Below are 19,401 nucleotides of genomic sequence, written 5' to 3' on the forward strand. Positions count from 1 at the left end.
CTCGACAGGAGCGCCACCGTGTTTCCCATCGCCTCCAGCGAACTGATCCAGATCTTCCGCAACCGACTGGTCCTGATCACCAGCCTCATCATCCCCGTCGTCGTCAGCGCCTACTTCGTCCGCCAACACGACACCTTCGCCGACCTCGGCAGCCTCGGCTACATCGCCGCGATCATCCTCTTCACCATCACCGCCTTCGGGCTCTACACCACCGCCGTCACCACCCTGGCCTCCCGACGCCAGAACCTCTTCCTCAAACGCCTACGCTCCACCGCCGCAACCGACACCACAATCCTCGCCGGCCTCCTGCTGCCCGTCGTCGTCATCGCCCTGATCCAGGTCACCGCGATCCTGACCGCCCTCGCCGTGGTCGCCGGCGCACCGGCGAACATCGCCCTGCTCGTGGTCGCGACCATCGCCACCCTGGCCATGATGATCGCCTTGGCGCTGGCCACCGCCGGGCTGACCAACTCACCCGAACACGCCCAGGTCACCACCCTGCCCGTTACCCTCGGGGTGATCGCCGTGGCCAGTTGGGTGGGCATCACCGGCACCGAGAACCTCGCCGGGCTCAAGCGGCTGCTGCCCGGCGGCGCGGCCACCGAACTGACCATGAACGCCTGGAACGGCGGCGTCGCCGTGACCGACTCCCTCCTCCTGCTGGCGCCCACCCTCGGCTGGGTCGTCGTCGCCGTCGCCCTGGCCACCCGACTCTTCCGCTGGGAGCCCCGCCGATGACCACCGAAGCCCGGCCTCAGACGCCGACAGTGGTGGAAGACCTCCTGCTGCTCCTGTTCCAACCCAACTCCGGAACCATCGCGGGAGAGAACACCCTCTTCTACGTCCTCGGCGGAGCCGTCCTCGCGGACCTCGCCCTCGGCGGTCACCTGACCACCGAGGCCCGGGGACGGGTCAGCAGCGTGGCGGGTCATCCACCGTCGGATGACCTCCTGCGCCCGGCGTGGGACTACCTCGCCGAGAAACCGAGAGGGGTGCAGACGGCCCTGGCTGCGGTCGGCCCCGTCCTGCGCAAGCCGGTGTTGGAGCGGCTCATCGCGCGAGGCGACATCGACCAGGAGCCCCGTAAGGTGCTCGGCCTGTTCCGGACGACAGCCCTACGGGAGGGCAGAACCGAACGACGGGCCCGCCTGCTCGCCGACGTCCGGCGGGTCCTCGTGGACGGTGCGCAGCCGCAGGCCCGTGTCGCCGCGCTCGCGGCGCTGCTCTCGGCGAGCGGGACGCTCCCGCAGTTCCACCGCGAGATCCCGTGGACGTCACCGGTCATCACGCGGGCCAAGGAACTCGAGCGTGGCGACTGGGGCGCCGACGCCGCGGCGGCGGCCGTGACCCGCACCGTGACGGCCACCGTCATCAACAGCGCCGTCGCGGCCATCACCGTGCTGCCGCGAGGTTAGCGGTGCCTGCGCACCGGGCCGCCCGAGGGTGGCTGGCGGCCCAGTGATCAGCGCGGTTCCGAGCCTCGATCGGCAACGATGGGCGGCATGGCTCGGCGGATGCGCGCACGACCTACCGGGGAGGCACCGTGACTCAGCGCTCGCAGCACCAACGGGGACGGTGTCCCGTCTGTAAACGACTCGTACCCCTCACCGCTGACGGCACTGTCGCTCGGCACAACGGCACCATTCGTGCCTACGCCCCGCCCGAAGAGTGCCCCGGGGGCGGACAGCGAGCGGACGCCACGGGGTCATGAGCCGACAGCCGGACGATGTCCGGTTCGGCTCACTCTCTGGGATGGGGCGGGTGCGGCCCTTCGGGCGGTTTCCCCCTGGCGTGGACGGCGTCGGAAGCCGCGATGCCGGCGAGGACGACGACGGCGGTGGCGGCCACGGCCAGCGGCGGCAAAAGGATCATGAACGGCGAGGCGCCGGCAAGCGCCAGAGCGCCGACGATCCGGGAGTGGGACACCCGGGCGAATACGGCATGTTCCACCAGGGCTCGTCCGATCAGGAAGAGCATCGGTCCGCCCAGGACAACGAGGATCCACGCCGCGTTGGTGTGCCCGAACGGATGTTCGATCACGATTTCGTACCCGACGGCGACAGCGACGATCCCGGCCACCATGAGTACGTGCGCGAGGAAAGCCTCTCGGATGAGATGCGCGGGCTCAGCGGCGACTCTGATGGCTTCGGGTAGCAGTTGGCCCGCCCTGAAACTGTAGACGCGAAACAGGAGCACGGTCGTGATGAATGAGACCGCAAAGGCTGCCACGGCTCCTCCCCGCCGAAACGAGGTGTCGCTGTAGGCCGACCCGGTCGTCAGAATAAGTTCACCGAGGGCGATGATGAAGAATTGTTGGTAACGCTCAGAGAGATATTCGGCCAGGACGGGCCATTGCCGTTGGGTGGGGCGGGACCACGGCGCGGGATAGAACATCAGAAGTGCCGTGCCGTCGATGGCGATCGCGAGCGTCCACAACAGGCTGCGGGTCAGATCCGTCACGATCGCGCCGGCGATCCACGGCACGGCCGACAACGTGAACCAGAAGAACACTCCAGCTGCTCGGCGCTGAGCTTCGTGGCCGCGCAGTATCGGCACGATGACCAGGCCACGGATGATGTGAACCGCGACGTACGCACCGGCGAAGGCCAGACTTCTGTCACCGAACGCGTGCGGCACGGCGACTGCCATCACCAGCGCGCCAAGCATGGCCGTGTAGACCAGCACCTGAAGCTGGGGCCGCTGCGGATCGTAGAGGTCGGTGACCCACGCCGTGACGAACCACAGCACCATGAAGGCCAGCAGCAACAGCAGGGTCTCGCCAGCCTCGATGAGGACGACTCGCTGCTCGGTGAGTTCCTCAACCAGCCGTTGCGAGACCCGATTGAGGGCAAAGATGAAGACCAGGTCGAAGAAGAGTTCCAGAAGGCTTGGTCGCTGCGGTTGCCCGGGTTTCCGAAGCAGCGCTGCTGCCCTTGTCGACATGGGCCGCCCATTCCTGCCGGCTTCGCCTTCCCGGGTAATTGGTACCACGCCGGGCCGGTCGTCGAGTCGATACCCGAAGAATGTCCGGCGAACATGCCCGCCCGGATGTCGACCTCGCGCTGCGAGCACGAGATTGCATCTTCCTTCGCGGGGTACGCCCGCTAGGCCACACGGGCGCCCTCGGATCACCCGAGCGGGTCGGTGTGAGCCTCGTACACGCCGGGGGGCCGGTACCGGATGGATCAGCGAGACGGGGGCGGGCGCGCTGGGGCTGACGGCTTGGTGGAACTGCGGGTGCACGGGGTGTCCGCGACCGGCCCGGATGACCTGCTGGACCGACCGCACGTGCAGCAGGTGGCGGGTGACCACCGGGGCGGCTTCTACCGGCCGCGAGCGGTAGACCGCGAGGACAGCGAGGCGGGCGCGGTGACGCTCGAGGCCTACCGCTGGAACAACCTGCCCGCTGGCAACGCGGTGCGAACGTTGTCGATGGTGATCCTGCTGCCCTTCATGCTGATCAACCTCGCCATCTGGATGCGTCCGGCCGGAGCCGGTGGCGACCCGGTGATCAAGGCCCTGTGCCGGTTGTTGGCGCTCACCATGACCTCGATGTACGTGCTGAGCATCGTGGGGGTCGCCCTGGATGTGATCGCGTGGAAGTGCATGTCCTCACCGGAGTGCCTGGCCGGACGTAGCTGGCTCTCCTGGCTCGGGGGGCGTCCTGCCGGACTGCGCCTGGCGGTGCTCGCACTGGCACCGGCTGCGGCCATCAGCCTGGTGTGGGGGCTCAGCGCGCGCCCGGCACTTCCCTCTGACGTCTTCCGCGCGGCCGACCACCCTCGTGCGGCGGACCGGCTCACCGCCGTCGGCCGGTGGGACAATGAGCCACTGGTGGCACGACTGCGCTCGATTCACGTCGCGGCGGCGTTTGCCACGCTGGATTTCTGCCTGCTCGCAGCCCGGTCCGCACAGGGTCTGTCGATCGGCACCGTCGCGCTGACGGCAGCTGCCGGACTTCTGTTGATCACGTGCGCGGTTCTGCTCTGCACCCCACCCCTGGCCACGCCCACGGAGCTGCGGCTCGACCGGTTGGTCAGCGCGCTACGCACGATCGCCCTCGGTCTGACCGTGCTGGTCTGGATCCTCGTTGTGACCAGCTCGGCATCCTGGCCGGAGCGGAACGGGCTGCCCGGCTACAACCTGAGCGTCGTCGGGCTGTTCATCGGTCAGGCAGTGCTGCTTGCCGCCCTGGGGGTGGTGCTGTTCTGGCATCGGGCTCGAGATCCGAATGTCGCGCCCGCCCTCGGGCTCGGTGCCCTGGCGACCTCCGTAGCCGCGATCAGTCTGGCGATCACGTTCTCCGCTGAGCTGATCTATCGGGTGTCCGACGTTCTGAACAGGGGCGCGCCCACCGCCGAGGCGTTGATAACCAGCCCGCCACGTGCCTGCATCTGGGCGATTCTCGGCTTCTCGCTGGCGGTGCTGGTGACGCTGGCCGTCGCCGCCGTGGTGTCGGTGGCGTCACGACCGGGACGGATCCGGGCCGCGTCGGCAATCGTTGCTCGTGACTTCCCGGACGCGCCGCCCAATGCCACACCGCGGCTGCACCAGGTGCGCAAGACCGTGGCCCGTGCCCGGTTCACCGAGCGGCTGTTGCCGCTCGCGGTGCTCTACGCCTGCCTCGCCGGGATCGGTATAGCAGCGGTCGCGCTCGGCCTGCTGCCGACGCCTCCCGGCGAACTGCTCCAGCGCTACGTCGGGTTGCCGGTCAGCTTCGTCAACTTCCTCATCGGTGTCGGCAGCTATCTGATCGCCGCTCTCATCGTCGGCCTGGTCCTCGGTGGAATCTTCGCCCATCGCACCCCGTGGTTCCGCCGATACGTCGGCGTGCTGTGGGACCTGGGCACGTTCTGGCCCAGATCCGCGCACCCGTTCGCGCCACCGTGCTACGCCGAACGTGCCGTTCCCGAACTGACCTGCCGGATCACCCACCTCGTCGACTCCGGTAACGCGGTGGTGCTCACCGGGCACAGCCACGGCTCCGTCCTGCTCGCCGCGACAGTGCTCCAACTGCCGCCGCGGGTCACCGACCGGGTCGGGCTGCTGACCCACGGCTCGCCCCTCCGACGGTTGTACGCGCGCCTCTTTCCCGCGTACGTCAGCGACGAGGTGATCCACGAGATCGCCGACCGGGTGAACTGGCGGTGGGTGAATCTGTGGCGGGACACCGACCCCATCGGGGGTCGCGTCTTTCCGCCGCACGGCCCCGACAAGGCACCCGCGGCGTGCGACCGGGAGGCGACGGTGGACCGACGGCTTCGCGACCCGTACGCCGTCACACCTCCGTCCGGCGACATCTTCCCGCCACCGATCAAGGGGCACCGGCCCTGCGAATCGGAGAAGGCGTTCACTGACGCGGTGTGCCACCTGGCCGACCAACTCCGCTGAGCGGGCCACGAGTAGCGGACAGCCGACACCGGAACACAATGTAGCCGACTGTGACCATCAGATCACCACGCGCACACTCCTCTCCGACATGTTCCCGTCGACTGGAGGAACAGATGCGTCTCCGATCGTTCGTCACCACGGCACTGGCCGCCGTCCTGGCCGCCGGCGCACTCGCGCCGCCCACACCGGCCGCGGCGGCCACCGCCGACCGCTGGGGCTTCGCGTACGTCAAGGACCCCACAGTGCCGGTCTGGACCGTGCTGGACACCAGCCGGCAGTGGGGCAGCTGGAAGACCGCCTTCCCCGCCGCCTGGGCCGACGGCATCAAGCTCGCGCCCGGCCGGTTCCAGGTCCGTTTCCCGCAGATCGGTGCCAGCTCACGCGGCGTGCCGCACGTGACCCCGGTGAACCGGACCGGTCACTACTGCGAGGTGGTCCGCTGGTTCCAGTCCGGCACCGACGAGATCGTCGACGTGCAGTGCCACAAGCCGGGCGGCACGCGCGATGACACTCCGTTCACAGTGCTCTGGACGACCAGCTCGGGCGTGCTGCCGGCCGGCACCTCCCACGCGTACGTGCAGTGGACCAGCGGGCTGGTGGCGCAGTCGTACAACTCCACCGGTGGCGTGAACACGGTCGGGCCGCTGGGCGTCGGGCAGTACCTGGTGCGGCTGCCCGGGGTGGGACTGGCCGATCTGCTCGCCGGCAACGTGCAGGTCACCGCCGTGCAGCCGAACGCCGGTCCCCGCCGCTGCAAGGTCTACTCCTGGAGCGCGGTCGGCACCGGCGTGCAGGTGTACGTCTTCTGCTACGACCAGGCGGGCGCGTTCATCAACACCGACTTCGCCCTTTCGTACCACCGTCGGCGGCCGGTGATCGGCTCCCTCGGCCCACCCTCGTACTTCGGCTACCTGGGTACCGCCGTCGGCGGGCCGACAAACGACAACTCGGTGCTCGGCGTCGGCGCGAACACGGTGGCGCCGCTGGCGCCCTCGGGACGCTACCTGGCGACCTTCCCGCAGATCGGCATCAAGGAGACGCACGCCCAGGTGGTGGCGCAGGGCGCCGGCAGCAACTACTGCCACCTCACCCAACCCTGGCCGTACACCACCAACGCCGACGTCGACGTCATCTGCTTCGACAACACCGGCGCGGTCACCCCGCACAGGTTCCTGGCCACCTTCACCTCCCGGCTCTGACGCCGGGCCGCGCCGGCGGTAGCGCTTCCGTTGCTGCCGGCGCGGTAGTGGCCCGGTGCTCGTGGTGGATCATCGATCTGGGATGTGTGGACCAGACGGAAGCGTCCGACGAGCGACCGGCTGCGGCCGAGCTAGCCGGCGGTCGCCTCACGCTGGATCTGCTCGAACTGGGCGGCCATCGCGGCGGCCAGAGTCTGCGCGGCGGACAGTGGGCGAACCATGACCGTGAACTCGTCGATCAGACCGGTCTCGTCCAGGTGCAGGAAGTCGCAACCTTCGACGGCGACGTCGCCAATCCTCGCCTCGAACACCAGCGCGTGATCGCGACCCCCGTCACCGCTCAACTCACGGGTGTACCGGAAGTCCTCGAAGACCCGCAGCACGCCGCGCAGGATCGCCGCGGTGATGGCCTTTCCCGGGTAGGGCTTGAACGCCACCGGACTGCGGAAGACCACGTCGTCGGCAAGGGCCGCCGTGATGGCATCGGGATCGCGTGCTTCAACTGCCGCGCGGAAGTCGATCACCACGCCAGCGTACGGGGTCTCCCCGGCAGCCGCGTGCCCAGTACTCGTCGAGCCTGCACCGCGCAGCAGCCTGGTGTGGCAAGCGGGACGGCCCGGCGATCGTCGGCCCTCCGCGGAGGGTTGATCGCCGGGCCGCCCCGGTGACGAGCCGCCCCGGGCGGCCCGTCGATCAGCCGGTCAGAGGCCGGCGGCGTGCGCGGCGGCGGTACCGCCGACCACAGGCAGGACGATGTTGCTGCTCTTCAGAGCGACCTGCAGGTTCGCGGCGGTGGTGTCCGCCTGGCTGGAGTACTGCGGGTAGCTGGCCACGATGATCACGCCGATCCGGTGGCCGGGCTTGAAGACATAGTCCTCCGGCAGCAGCGGGAAGCTGAAGTTGTACGACTCCCCCTGCACCAGCGGCACGGCCACACGGATCGACTGCCGGTTCTGGGCGTCCATGATGCCCTTGGTGACCAGCTCGTAGTCGGCCGTGGCCACCCGCTTCGCCGTCTGCTTGTAGCAGCCGTCGTCGGTCGGGCTGCTCTCGCCCCAGCAGTCCGATGTGTCCAGGGTGATGATCCCTTCGCCGGAGGCCCGGTGCGCGACACGCTCGTCGGTGCCGTAGTCGACCAGGATCGCCCCGAGGTTGGTGTCGGTCTGGTCGGCGGAGGCCCGCAGTTGCACTGTGGGTGTGCCGGAGATGTGCAGCGGCGCGGAGAGTGGCGCGGAGAGGAAGGCCAGCCGGTTGGGCTGCACCACGTCCGGGTTGAGGATCATGGTGTTCTGGCTCTGCGTGCGGCTGTCCTGGAACGCCCCGGTCGCCGGCTTCGCGGTGGGCACCAGCCCGAGACCGCCAGCGCCGGTGGTGGCGGGCTGCAGGAACACCTCCGTGTCCGCCTTGCCGGGGATCGGCCAGTCGGCGTGGGTCTCCCACACGTCGGCGGAGCGCTCCAGGTCCACCCGCGGCTCGTCCATGATGCCGTTGGCGACGCTCTGCAGCCAGAAGTCGAACCACCGGTGCAGCGTCGACACCCACACCGCGCGGCGCGAGTCGAACGGGTCGACGTGGCCCTCCTGCGACAGCCACAGCTTGCGCGGCACGTTGTTCTCCGCCAGGGCGTACCAGAACTTGCTGAAGTGGTCCGGCCGGACGTTGTCGTCGTTGAGGCCGTGGTAGAGCAGCACGCTGGCGGTGACGTTGGGGACCTTCTTGACGTAGCTGCGCTCGTTCCAGAAGGCCGTGTAGTCGCCGTGCTCGTCGCCGTCGGCGGCGCCTATCGCGTCGCGCACCGGCTTGCAGTACTCCCGTCGCTCGGGGTTGGTGACCGTGTTGGCCAGCGACGACACGTAGCTGTTGCCACGGGTGACCACCCCGTTGCTGCGCACGTAGTCGTAGTACTCGGTCGGTCCGCTGATCGGCACGACAGTGGTCAGGCCCTTCACGCCGGTCACCGCCGTGGCCATGGCCAGCGAGCCGTCGTACGACTTGCCGATCATCCCCGTCCTGCCGTTGTGCCAGTCGGCCTTGACGACCTCACCGGCGGCGTTACGGGCGGTGGCCCGGCCGTTGAGCCAGTTGATGGCCTGTTTGGCGCTGAGGTTGTCCTGGTTGGCGTTGGTGGTCGGGCAGCCGGTGGAGTTGTTGGTGCCGACCATGTCCAGCAGGATGACCGCGTAGCCGCGCGGCACGAAGTAGTTGTCGTAGAACAGCGGCCACTTGTCGAGCAGCCCGTCGCCGTCGAGGTCCGCCTTGCACTCGGACTCGTTGCCTCGGCAGACCGTCGAGTAGTAGGGGCTGGCGTCCATCACCACGGGGGCCTTGAGCCCCTGCGCGGTGGCTGCCGGCCGCATCAGGTCGAACGCGATGATGTCGCGCAGACCGTCGTTGTCGCTGTCGAAGGTGGAGTCGATGAACAGCCGTTCCCGAATGGCGTCGGCGTAGCCGAACACCGGCTGGGTGACACCGTCCTGGACGACGATCGACGGCGGGCCGTCCGCCGCCTGCGCCTGCGGCGCCGCGCCGAGGGCGGCGAGCACAGTCGCGGACAGTACGGCCACGCCGGTGCGCCAACGCGTTCCCACTGTAGGCATGCAATCTCCTTGATGTGTCCGAGGCTGCGTACGCTACGAGCCGACGGCCTTGTGCCACCACCTGCACGTGTAGGAACTTCACCGGGTGTGGTTCGACGGGGCGCGGCCCTCGTCGGCGGGCACCCGTGCTCGGGTACGGAGGTGCCTCGGTGCGGCGCCGACCGGTGCCGGGTCGGCGCCGCACCGAGGTGCTGGGGGACGGGACTATGGCTGGTCGGCCAGCACGAGCTCCCGCAGCTGTCGGTCGAGTGTGGGGGCGTCCAGGCCGCCCGGCCAGCCGCGGAGCAGGGCGCCGCCCTTGGCCACCAGCACGACGGCCGGCGGCTCCCGCACCGCATACGAACGCCAGATCGTCTGCTGGTCGTCCACGACGATCGGGTACTCCACCCGGTGAGCGCGGAGGTAGTCCTGGACCTCGTCGGCCTGGTCCGCGCCGGCCAAGCCGACGAAGACCACCCGGTCCCGGTAGCTGCGGGCCAGGTCGCCGAGGGCGGCCTGGTTGCTGGCGCAGGTGGTGCACCAGGAGCTGAAGAAGGTGAGCACGACGGGCCGCTGCGCCCACAGCTCGGCCGCGGCGAACGGTGTGCCGTCGGTCAGCGCGCCGGTGAATGCCGGGGCGGCCGGGGCGGTGCCGGGCACCGGGCGCAGCGCCAGGTCGGCGGGGACCGGCCCGGGCAGCGCCGTCGCGCCGCCGGCGGGCGTCGGCGCGGGCTCGGGCTCGGGCGTGCTGCATCCGCCCAGCAGCGCCGCCGCGAGCAACAGCGGCAGGAGTGCCCGCCTCATGAGGGGACCACCGCCACCAGCGCCGGGCCCTCGCTGGTGTCCGGCGTCAGGTCGAGCGCCGGCTGGCCGTCCACCTCCAGCCGGTAGGAGTCCCGCTGCGGCACGCGCACACCGACGGCGAACTCGCAGTAGGTGGGCAGGCGCTCGACCCCCAGGTCCTCGGCGAAGGCCGCCACGGCGGTCCCCGCCGGCAGCCGCCCGCTGGCCAGCGCCGTTCCGTCGGGGTCGAGCACGCGGAACGATGCCCGGTTGTGGAAGTGCTGGTAGGGACCGGTGCCGGCGCAGTCCACGCCCGCGGCCCGGATGTTGATGTCGCGAACAAGGACCCGGACGGTCGTCGGGGAGACCGCCTCCTCGGCAGCGCCGACGGCACCGCAGCTGGTCGCGCCGACCAGCAGCAGGGGCAGCAGAGCCATGGTGCTTCGCCGCACGTCATCCTCCTTCCGTCCGCCTGCCGGGTCCGCGGCGGCAGGCCGCCGCGGACCCGGCAGAAACGGGGTCAACCTTGGGCGTCGATCAGGACTTCTCGACCCGGCACTGCTTGGTCTCCGTCTTCGTCGGGTCGCTCTCCGAGGTCGCGGTGAGCTTCACGAAACCGGTGGCCGCGGCGGCGGCGGTGGCACCCACCGACACCTTGACAGTGGTGGCCTTACCGAACTGCGCGGTGGCGAGCTGGTTGGGCAGCCAGGTCCGCCAGCCCTTGCCGGCGACCTCCGCCGACAGGCGGTAGACGTCCGACTTCAGGTACGCGCTGACGTTCTCCGGGTGCTGCTGCCCGCCAGCCGAGTACGAGCCGGTGTTGGTCAGCTCGAACGAGCAGGTCACCCCGCGGTTGGTCGGCTTGCCGCCACCGGTCACCTCGCCCTTGCCCAGCGTCACGCCGTGACTGCTCGGCCCGCCGGTGCCGTCGAGCGAACGCACCGCCACTGTGTAGGAGAGCGAGCCGGCCGAGTCCCGCTTGAGGTCGATGATGTAGAAGTGCAGTCGGTTCGCCTCGTCGACGTACTCGTACTGGCTGCCAGTGTCCGCGCCGGCGTGGAACAGCGCGTCGGAGAGCTGCCGGTAGTCACCCATGGTGATCTTCTGCGGGGTGCCGTCGGGGCGGTAGAAGTCGATCATGTCGATGTCCTGCGGGTTGGCGTCCACCACCCACTGGAACGGCGCGCTGTCGGCGTTCTTCGTCTTGCTGACCAGCACGCCGCTGTCCGGGGTGAAGGAGTCCGCGCCCATCCGGTCGACAACCTCGACCGTGTAGTTGTTGAAGTTGCCACCGTCGCACAACGGGTCGGTGCTGACACCACACGTCGGCGACAGGTCCTTGTTCAACGCGATGTTGACGCCGCTCAGGCCCTTCGGGCCGGCGTCGACCGCCCGGGCCGTGACCTGCGCGACCACCAGACCCGACGAGGCCAACGACTCCCGCGACAGTCGCAGCACGTGCTCCTCACCGACCAGACCGATCTTGATCTTGTCCCGCAGGGTGTGCAGCGAACCCATCGAGCCGCCGTTGGTCGGCGGGATCTGCCAGCGGGTGTGCGGACCGCCCGGGCCGTTGAACGACCCGCGCGACATCATGCTCCAGATCCCGGTGTACGCCCTGCGCAGCGGCTCGCCGTACGGGTTGTTGTAGTTGTCGCCGATGCCCAGCAGATGGGACAGCTCGTGGGCGTAGACGCCCATGCCGGAACTCTCCCCCTGCGTCGAGGAACCGCCGCCGGCGTTCGGCCACAGTGTCGCCGCCGCCTTCCACGAGGTCCAGTCCACGTAGCGGGTCTTCGCCCAGTTCGGCAGGTTGGGGTCCGGCGGGCCCCAGGCGTCCGGCACGTCCTCCTTGTTCTGGAAGATCATCTGCCCGAACTCCTGCCAGGTCGACGACTCGTCCTGGCCGGCGCTGAGGATGAACACCAACTCGTACTGGTTGGCGACCTCCTCGCCGACGGCCGCCCGCCAGGCGCCCAGGCCGTCGGTGCGGATGTTCTTGCCGCACACGTCCCCGCTCGGGCAGGCGCCCGGGTTGAACCCGTTGTCCAGCCCGTACTGGTAGGACTTGGACGGCATCTGGTACGGCCCGAACCCGGTGAGGTCGACGCCGTAGCGGCCGTTGGAGTCCTGCATCCAGTACTCGTGCAGGGTGTGACCCTTGTTGAGGGTGTTCGGGGTGTTCAGGAAGTCCTGGTAGAACTTCGGCACGTCCGCCCGGGGGATGTTTGTCGCGACGGACTGGGGGTTGCCGAAGACCGTCGATCGGGCCCGCTGGGAGACCGCGAACGTCTCGTCCGGATAGTCGAGGGCCACCAGGGCGATCTTGAAGTTGCGGACCGAGCCGGACACGCTCGGGTCGGCCCAGTTCTTGCCGGGCACGGCCTTGTAGTCGTTCCAGGTCATCGTGTCCGGGTTCTGCCAGGCCTGCGGATCGAGGACCTGGAACGGCGCGGTGCCGCCGGCCGGGTTGGCCGGGGCCGCGGCGGCCTGCGCCGCCCCGGTAGCCACGAGCGTGGTCACCACGGCGGCGGCCAGCACGGCCCGCCTCAGCCGGGCTCGGTTGGGGGTACGGTGCACGAAACCACCTCTCGTCGGAGGAAACGCGGTGCCGGCGCCCCGGTGGGGGCTTTCGCGAAGCGCCTGTCAGCAAGCCGCGCAGCGAATCTAGGAGTGCGGGTCGGTGCCGGTCACCGTGCAGATGTCGGCAGGTGAGCCGGCCGCTTCCGACACCTGAAGGACCGACGCCCCCGACGGCTCAGCCAGGGGAGGCTCCGGAGGCCGGTTCGGTGGTCGCCGCAAGGGCCCGCCGTACGTCCCGGCGTACCTGGTCGACGGCGGCCTCGGACAGGGGTCCGCGCGGTGGGCGGCACCGCCCACCGAACCGTCCGGCGCACTCCATGGCGAGCTTCACGGCCTGCACCGACTCGGGCCGGGAGGACCAACCGAGGATCGGGTGCAGTTCGGCGTAGAGCGGCAGCGCCCGGCCCAGGTCGCGGGCGACGCACAGCTCGTACAGGCGCACGGCCTGGCGGGGCAGGGCGTTGGGCACTGTGGCGACCCACCCGGTGGCGCCGCACAGCACCAGCTCGAGCACCACGTCGTCGGCGCCGACCAGCACGTCGACGTGGGGGCAGAGGTCCCGCAGGCGATGCAACCTGCGTACGTCGCCGGTGACCTCCTTGACCGCGACGATCCCGTCGATCTCGGCGACGGTCGCCAGCAGGTCCGGCGTGAGGTCCGACCGGGTGTCGGACGGCTCGTTGTGCGCGACCACCGGCAGGCCGACCGCCGCCACCTCCCGATAGTGGGCGACCACGTCGGCGGGGCGGGCAGCGGGCCCCTCGGGTGGCAGCGCCAGCACGCCGTGGGCACCGGCCTCGGCGGCCTGCTCCGTCCAGCGGCGCGCCTGCCTGCTGCCGTAGCCACCGACGCCGGGCACCACCGCGCAGCCGGGCGGCGCGGCCTGCACCGTCGCCTGAACCACGGCGGCCCGCTCGTCGTCGGTGAGAGCCCGGTACTCCCCCACCGACGCACACGGCGCGACCCCGTGGCACCCCTCGGCAGCGAGCCAGCGGACGTGTTCCTGGAGCTTGTCGACGTCGACCGACAGGTCGGCGCGGAACGGCGTGGTGAGGGAGACCAACACGCCCCGCCAGGGCCTACCAGTTCCCACTCGCAAGCCCCCTCTCCGCCGGCACCGCCGGGTGTGGCGGCGCCGACGCGATCCGTACCGGAACCCTAGGAACGTCCGCGGCCGCGGTCTTCGGACAGATGCCGGAACAGCCGCGTCACCGCCCGTCCTTTTGTCGCGACTTCGACAGTGGACCTTGCGCGATGACCCATCGGCACCGGAGGGTAAGGACTGGCGGTCGCGCGATCCCTGTCACGCAGCGCAACCAGGGGAGTTTTATGCACGGTGAGCTCCAGCGAATCGTCGACGCCGTCGCCGCCCGGGTGGGGCGACCCGCCCTCATCGAGGATCGCCGACAGCGGGTGGTCGCCTACAGCGAGCACGACGGTCCGATGGACGACGTCCGGCGGACGTCGATCCTGCGCCGGCAGACGACGCCGGAGGTGATCGCCTGGTTCCGCGGCATGGGCGTGCTCACGGCCCACGCGCCGATCCGCACCCCCGCGTGCGCCGAACTGGACCTGCTGGCAAGGGTGTGCGTGCCGATCCGGCACGACGACCTGCTGCTCGGGTTCGTCTGGTTCATCGACGCGGACGGCTCGATGACCGATGCCGACATCGCCACCGCGACCGGCCCCTTCGCCGACCTGTCGCTGGCCCTGTACCGGGAGAACCTGCTCGGTGAGCTCGCCTCACAGCGGGAGACCGAGGCCACCCGCACCCTGCTGGTGGAGAGCCGGCAGGCGCGCGAGCACGCGGCGCGGGCGCTGCTGGAGGAGGGCGTGGTGGTCGCCGACGGGTCGACGGTCGCGCTCGTCGCCCAGCTCGTGCCGGCCGCCGGGCGGCAGCCCGACGAGGTGGCCCGGATCGCCCTGGAACAGGCCCTGGTCAACACCCGCCGCTGGATCGGCGTGCGGGAGACGCTGCACCTGGTCTGGCACGACCACGGGGTGCTGCTGGTCTGCGGCGACCGGGTGGCCGGCCGACCCTCGCCGGAAGCCTCCGCCGGGCACCTCAACGACGCGCTGGGCACCGCGACCCGGGGCCTGGCCTCGGTGGACCGGACGGTGACCGGGATCGGCCAGCCTCGTGCCGGGCTGTCCGACGCTGTGGAGTCCTACCAGGAGGCCGCGCAGGCCGCCCGGGTCGGCACGCAACTGCCCGCGCTGGGCGGCGTGGTCTCCTGGGCCGGCCTCGGCATCTACCGGGTGCTGTCACAACTGGACACTCAGCACCTCGCCGTCGCGGGCGTCCATCCCGGGCTGGAGCGGTTGCTGCGCGACGATGCCCACCAGGTGCTGCTGGAGACCCTGGAGGCCTACCTGGACCTGGCGGGCAACGCGCACGCCACCGCCGAGAAGCTCCGCTTGCACCGGACGACCCTCTACTACCGGCTGCAACGGGTGGAACAGCTCGCCGGGACCGACCTCAAGGACGGCAACGAACGGCTGTGCCTGCACCTGGCCATGAAGCTCGGTCGGCTCACCGGCCACTACCGCACGCCGTGACGCCGCCGCCCGCCGGTGGGGCCACAGCGGACAGCAGCGGCCGGTCTGAGCGGTCGTCGGGACGGTCCCGGGCGTTCCTCGTCAGACGAGGCGGGTCATCCACCCGTACGGGTCGGCGGCCCGACCGTACTGGATGTCGAGCAGGTGGCGGCGCAGCCGCATGGTCACCGAGTCCTCGGCGCCGGCCTTCGGGGCCGTCACCTCGCCGCTCTCCCAGACCAGGCGCCCGACCGGCGTGACCACGGCGCCGGTGCCACACGCGAAGACCTCGGTGATCGCGCCGGACGCCACACCCTCCTGCCATTCCCTGATCTCCACCGGGCGCTCCTCGACCTCCAGGCCCAGATCCTTGGCGAGGATGAGGATCGACGCCCGGGTGACGCCCTCGAGGATCGTGCCGAGTGCCGGGGTGACTATCCGTCCGTCGGCAGTGATGAAGTAGAGGTTCATGCCGCCGAGCTCCTCCACGTAGCGGCCCTCGGCGGCGTCCAGGAAACAGACCTGCTCACAGCCGTGCTCGGCGGCCTCGACCATCGGCGCCAGGCTGGAGGCGTAGTTGCCGCCGCACTTCGCCTCGCCCGTGCCGCCCCGCGCCGCCCGGGTGTACTCGGTGGAGAGCCAGATGGAGACCGGCTTGACGCCACCGGAGAAGTACGCGCCGACGGGGCAGGCGATCACCATGTAGGTGATCTCCTTCGCCGGGCGAACCCCCAGGAACGGCTCGGAGCCGAACATGAACGGCCGCAGGTAGACGCTGTATTCGTCCTCGTCCGGCACCCACACCTGATCCGCACGGACCAGTCCCTCGACCGAGGCCATGAAGTCCGGCACCGGCAGCTCGGGCAGTGCCAGCCGCCGGGCGGACCGGGCGAAGCGCTCGCCGTTGGCGTGCGGCCGGAACGACCAGATCGAGCCGTCTCGGTGCCGGTACGCCTTCATGCCCTCGAAGATCTCCTGGGCGTAGTGCAGTACGGCCGCCGCGGGGTGCATGAGGATCGGACCGAAGGGGATGATCTCGGAGTCCTGCCAGCCGCCGTCGGGCCTCCACACCGCCCGTGCCATGTGGTCGGTGAAGTACGTGCCGAACCCCGGATTGGCCATGATCTCGGCTCGCCGCTGCGCGCTCGCCGGGCTCGGATTCTGGTGCAACGGGAACGACAGGCTCATCGCCGGGTCCTCTCAAGGGCCGCATCCCTGGGCGCTCAGGTCACCGAGCACGAACACGCAGGGGAGGTTGTCGGATGACGGGTGCAGAATACCGACGGTGTGCCATCCGCTCGGGGCGCGGCACGTGTGGGTGCTGATGACCAGGTTCGCCGCGACCTCGACGTTTGTGCAGCCGGCCGCCACCAGTACCGACCACTCCCCCAACTTCCCGTTATCTGTAAACAACCCTTGATATTAAGCGTCACGAACGTCAATATGTGGAGGTCGCGGGTCGTCGAAGCTTGGGGAGTGAGCCATGAGAAGCCGTCGAATATTCGCAGTGGTAGCCGGGGCGGCGCTGACCGTCACGGCCGCCGTCGCCTTCGTCCCCAGCAGCATGGCGGCCGCGCCCTCGGCCAACGCCGCCCCGATGGTCGCCTGCACCGCCCCCACCTGGGCCGAAGGCCCCACCTACCAGGCAGGCGCCCAGGTCACCTACGGCGGCCGGCTCTACCAGGCACTGGTCACCCACACCGCGCACCCCGGCGCGGGCTGGAACCCCGCCTCGACCCCATCGCTCTGGCGTGACCTCGGCGCGTGCTCGGGGACCACGCCGCCGCCCACCACGCCACCACCGACGACCCCGCCGCCCACCACGCCACCACCGACCACACCTCCCCCCACCACACCGCCGCCGACCGGTGGGACCTGCGCGGTGAAGTCCCGGCCCACCGGCAAGGTGTTGCAGGGCTACTGGGAGAACTGGGACGGGGCCTCCAACGGCGTACACCCCGGCCTCGGCTGGATCCCGATCACCGACAGCCGGCTCAACCAGCACGGCTACAACGTGATCAACGCGGCGTTCCCGGTGATCCGCTCGGACGGCACTGTCCTCTGGGAGAACGGCATGGACGCCGGCGTGAAGGTGGCCACCCCGGCCGAGATGTGCCAGGCCAAGGCGGCCGGCGCCACCATCCTGATGTCGATCGGCGGAGCCGCCGCGGGCATCGACCTGAGCTCCACGGCCGTCGCCGACAGGTTCATCGCGACGATCGTGCCGATCCTGACGGCCTACCACTTCGACGGCATCGACATCGACATCGAGACCGGCCTGACCGGCAGCGGCAACATCAACACCCTGTCCACGTCGCAGGCCAACCTGATCCGGATCATCGACGGCGTGCTGGCCCGGATGCCGTCGAACTTCGGCCTGACCATGGCTCCGGAGACGGCCTACGTCACCGGCGGCAGCGTGGTCTACGGCTCGATCTGGGGCTCGTACCTGCCGATCATCAAGAAGTACGTGGACAACGGCCGGCTCTGGTGGCTGAACATGCAGTACTACAACGGCAGCATGTACGGCTGCGCCGGCGACTCGTACCCGGCGGGCACCGTGCAGGGCTTCACGGTGCAGACCCAGTGCCTGAACAACGGGCTCACCATCCAGGGCACCACGATCCGCGTCCCCTACGACAAGCAGGTCCCGGGCCTGCCCGCGCAGATCGGGGCCGGCGGCGGCCACCTGTCCACGTCGTTGGTCACGCAGGCGTGGAACTCCGTACCCGGCCTGAAGGGCTTGATGACCTGGTCGGCGAACTGGGACGGGTCGAAGGGGTGGACCTTCGGCGACAACGTGAAGCGCCTGCAGGGCCGCTGACCGCAGACGGTGCGAGGGCCTACCGCCCGCCCGGCCTCCCGGGCGGGCGGTAGGCCGCTCCGGCGAGGCGGAAGGATGAGGTGCCGGCCACTGTCGGAGGGCGGGACCCGCCGCACCACCCTCTCAGTCCAGCTTCGGTCGTTCGTACAGTTCGCTGGCGGACAGGTTGGCCACCGCGCTGCCGTCTGCGAGGCGGACGGTCAGTGTGGTGGTGTTGCTGCTCGACTCATCGAGGCCCTCGGGGTACCAGGCGCCGAAGTAACCGTCGCGAACGGTTGCTCGCGCCGTCCGCGACGAATCGCCATCCTCGGTCCGCAAGGTGATCTCCACACTCGTCACCTGTGAGCCAACGCGTCCCGCCATGATCCGGACATAACCTTCGTCGGTGTGTAGTTGACCCCACGAGTACAGCTCGATGCCCCTGGCGCCGAGCCGCTCGGCGCTGGTCAGCACGGTGAGGATGCTGGTATCTCTCACGTCCCCGTTGCGATCGCGAAAGCACGTCTGGCTTCCAGCCGGCGACACGGCGTTCACGTACGCGTACTCGCCGCGATTTTCACCGATGACCACCCTTGCGACGCTCGCGTCCTGGGCGGGCAGGCATTTGCCGACGATGTCGCGTGCCTCGGTATCCGAGATCGGACTCGGCTCGGGCGTCCACGACGCGAACGCGGGACCAGCGTTGACAAGTGTCAGGGTGAAGGCGACAGCGGCGACGAGTGCTCCGGCCGCGCCGGCGATCGCCAGGCGAGGCCGACGGCGCGGCGCGCGCGCTGGTGCTGGGCGTGGTCGCCGATCAGTGGCGACGATCCGCTCGAGCAGTTCGCGCGCGGGTTCCTGCCCGACGCGTGCGGGCACCGGGACCGCAGCAGAGCGGATCGCCTGGTCGAGGACATCGTCGTGGGTCATGCGGAGCCTCCGCGTCGTGAAGGGCCGGCCGGTGCAGGGACGTTTGTGGGTTCGCTGGTCGCCTGCTGACCAAGATGCTGACGCAGTCGGCGGCGGGCGCGCAGCAGGCGCAGGCTGAACGCGGGCCGGGAAATGCCCAGTACGTGTGCTGCCTGCGGCCCGGTGAGGTCTTCGATCGCGGTCAGTGTCAGCACTTCCTGATCGGCGGATGACAGGCGCTGCCAAGCCTTGACCAGGTCGACGCGGGTAGCCGCGCGGTCGTCCTCGGCGCTGCTCGGAGCATCGGGTTCCCGTAGGACGCGAAGCGCGAGGCTCTGCTGCCGCTGGTCGCTGCGCTGCCGGTTGTGCAGAACATTGCGGGCGACGGTGAACAGCCAGGCGCGGGCCTCGCCGAGTGATTCCGGTACTTCGTCCACGCGGCGCCACGCGATCAGGAACGTCTCAGCGACCACGTCATCGGCAACAGCGAGGTGTGCACGGCGTTCGACGAAGAGCAGCAAATCGTCATACGCGGCCTCGAACAGTTCGCGGAAGGCAGATTCGGCATCCGCGGTCGTTGGATCCACACTCTTCCTCGTGTTCGGCGCGTTGCGTCTGA

16 protein-coding genes are annotated in these 19,401 nt (G+C 69.8%); 6 read left to right on the top strand and 10 right to left on the bottom strand.

Annotated elements, in window-relative coordinates:
- Positions 1-18 precede the first annotated feature (18 nt).
- Together ACFYPG_RS04995 and ACFYPG_RS05000 are read left to right on the top strand one after the other, a co-directional pair.
- Positions 19-738, top strand: coding sequence for an ABC transporter permease (locus tag ACFYPG_RS04995; RefSeq protein WP_387350350.1), 720 nt, complete (start codon positions 19-21; stop codon positions 736-738).
- Positions 735-1,415 (top strand): GPP34 family phosphoprotein, encoded by a 681-nt coding sequence (locus ACFYPG_RS05000; protein WP_387350352.1) that lies wholly within the window; start codon positions 735-737, stop codon positions 1,413-1,415. The genes ACFYPG_RS04995 and ACFYPG_RS05000 overlap by 4 nt, the downstream gene beginning before the upstream one ends.
- A gap of 325 nt (positions 1,416-1,740) precedes the next feature.
- Here the strand turns inward: ACFYPG_RS05000 and ACFYPG_RS05005 are convergent, their stop codons facing one another.
- Positions 1,741-2,943, bottom strand: coding sequence for a low temperature requirement protein A (locus ACFYPG_RS05005; protein ID WP_387350354.1), 1,203 nt, complete (start codon positions 2,941-2,943; stop codon positions 1,741-1,743).
- Positions 2,944-3,246: 303 nt separating this feature from the next.
- Between ACFYPG_RS05005 and ACFYPG_RS05010 the strand changes: the two genes are divergently transcribed.
- Entirely contained in the window at positions 3,247-5,391 is a 2,145-nt protein-coding gene (locus tag ACFYPG_RS05010) for a hypothetical protein (RefSeq protein ID WP_387350356.1), read from the top strand.
- A 113-nt stretch (positions 5,392-5,504) separates the two neighbouring features.
- The gene (locus ACFYPG_RS05015; protein WP_387350357.1) at positions 5,505-6,590 is read left to right on the top strand and encodes a hypothetical protein; all 1,086 of its coding nucleotides are present in this window, start codon (positions 5,505-5,507) and stop codon (positions 6,588-6,590) included.
- Between the two features lie 131 nt (positions 6,591-6,721).
- Here the strand turns inward: ACFYPG_RS05015 and ACFYPG_RS05020 are convergent, their stop codons facing one another.
- From ACFYPG_RS05020 to ACFYPG_RS05045, 6 genes are all read right to left on the bottom strand, one after another.
- Entirely contained in the window at positions 6,722-7,114 is a 393-nt protein-coding gene (locus ACFYPG_RS05020) for a nuclear transport factor 2 family protein (protein ID WP_355006419.1), read from the bottom strand.
- Positions 7,115-7,291: 177 nt separating this feature from the next.
- Complete coding sequence (locus ACFYPG_RS05025) at positions 7,292-9,187, bottom strand: CocE/NonD family hydrolase (RefSeq protein WP_387350359.1); 1,896 nt, start codon at positions 9,185-9,187, stop codon at positions 7,292-7,294.
- A gap of 204 nt (positions 9,188-9,391) precedes the next feature.
- Positions 9,392-9,970, bottom strand: coding sequence for a TlpA family protein disulfide reductase (locus ACFYPG_RS05030; RefSeq protein ID WP_387350361.1), 579 nt, complete (start codon positions 9,968-9,970; stop codon positions 9,392-9,394).
- Positions 9,967-10,401, bottom strand: coding sequence for a hypothetical protein (locus tag ACFYPG_RS05035; protein WP_355006422.1), 435 nt, complete (start codon positions 10,399-10,401; stop codon positions 9,967-9,969). Before ACFYPG_RS05035 ends, ACFYPG_RS05030 begins: the two co-directional genes overlap by 4 nt.
- An 85-nt stretch (positions 10,402-10,486) precedes the next feature.
- Positions 10,487-12,529, bottom strand: coding sequence for a M6 family metalloprotease domain-containing protein (locus ACFYPG_RS05040; protein ID WP_387350363.1), 2,043 nt, complete (start codon positions 12,527-12,529; stop codon positions 10,487-10,489).
- 178 nt (positions 12,530-12,707) lie between these two features.
- Positions 12,708-13,625: a dihydrodipicolinate synthase family protein gene (locus ACFYPG_RS05045; RefSeq protein WP_387350365.1), complete on the bottom strand. Its 918-nt coding sequence runs from the start codon at positions 13,623-13,625 to the stop codon at positions 12,708-12,710.
- 236 nt (positions 13,626-13,861) lie between these two features.
- Between ACFYPG_RS05045 and ACFYPG_RS05050 the strand changes: the two genes are divergently transcribed.
- Positions 13,862-15,091 carry a PucR family transcriptional regulator gene (locus ACFYPG_RS05050; RefSeq protein ID WP_387350367.1) on the top strand — a complete coding sequence of 410 codons (1,230 nt, stop codon included), beginning with the start codon at positions 13,862-13,864 and terminating at the stop codon, positions 15,089-15,091.
- Positions 15,092-15,172: 81 nt separating this feature from the next.
- On the opposite strand, the gene ACFYPG_RS05055 is transcribed toward ACFYPG_RS05050, so the two are convergent.
- Positions 15,173-16,258: a branched-chain amino acid aminotransferase gene (locus ACFYPG_RS05055; protein WP_387350369.1), complete on the bottom strand. Its 1,086-nt coding sequence runs from the start codon at positions 16,256-16,258 to the stop codon at positions 15,173-15,175.
- 295 nt (positions 16,259-16,553) lie between these two features.
- Between ACFYPG_RS05055 and ACFYPG_RS05060 the strand changes: the two genes are divergently transcribed.
- Positions 16,554-17,894 (top strand): carbohydrate-binding protein, encoded by a 1,341-nt coding sequence (locus tag ACFYPG_RS05060; RefSeq protein WP_387350371.1) that lies wholly within the window; start codon positions 16,554-16,556, stop codon positions 17,892-17,894.
- Between the two features lie 123 nt (positions 17,895-18,017).
- Here ACFYPG_RS05060 and ACFYPG_RS05065 read toward each other — a convergent pair whose 3' ends face one another.
- Positions 18,018-18,803 carry a hypothetical protein gene (locus tag ACFYPG_RS05065; RefSeq protein ID WP_387350372.1) on the bottom strand — a complete coding sequence of 262 codons (786 nt, stop codon included), beginning with the start codon at positions 18,801-18,803 and terminating at the stop codon, positions 18,018-18,020.
- Entirely contained in the window at positions 18,800-19,369 is a 570-nt protein-coding gene (locus tag ACFYPG_RS05070) for an RNA polymerase sigma factor (protein ID WP_387350374.1), read from the bottom strand. The genes ACFYPG_RS05065 and ACFYPG_RS05070 overlap by 4 nt, the downstream gene beginning before the upstream one ends.
- Between the last annotated feature and the right edge of the window lie 32 nt (positions 19,370-19,401).

Origin of the sequence: Micromonospora sp. NPDC005553 (assembly GCF_042871765.1) — a bacterium.
Classification (GTDB): Bacteria; Actinomycetota; Actinomycetes; order Mycobacteriales; family Micromonosporaceae; genus Micromonospora.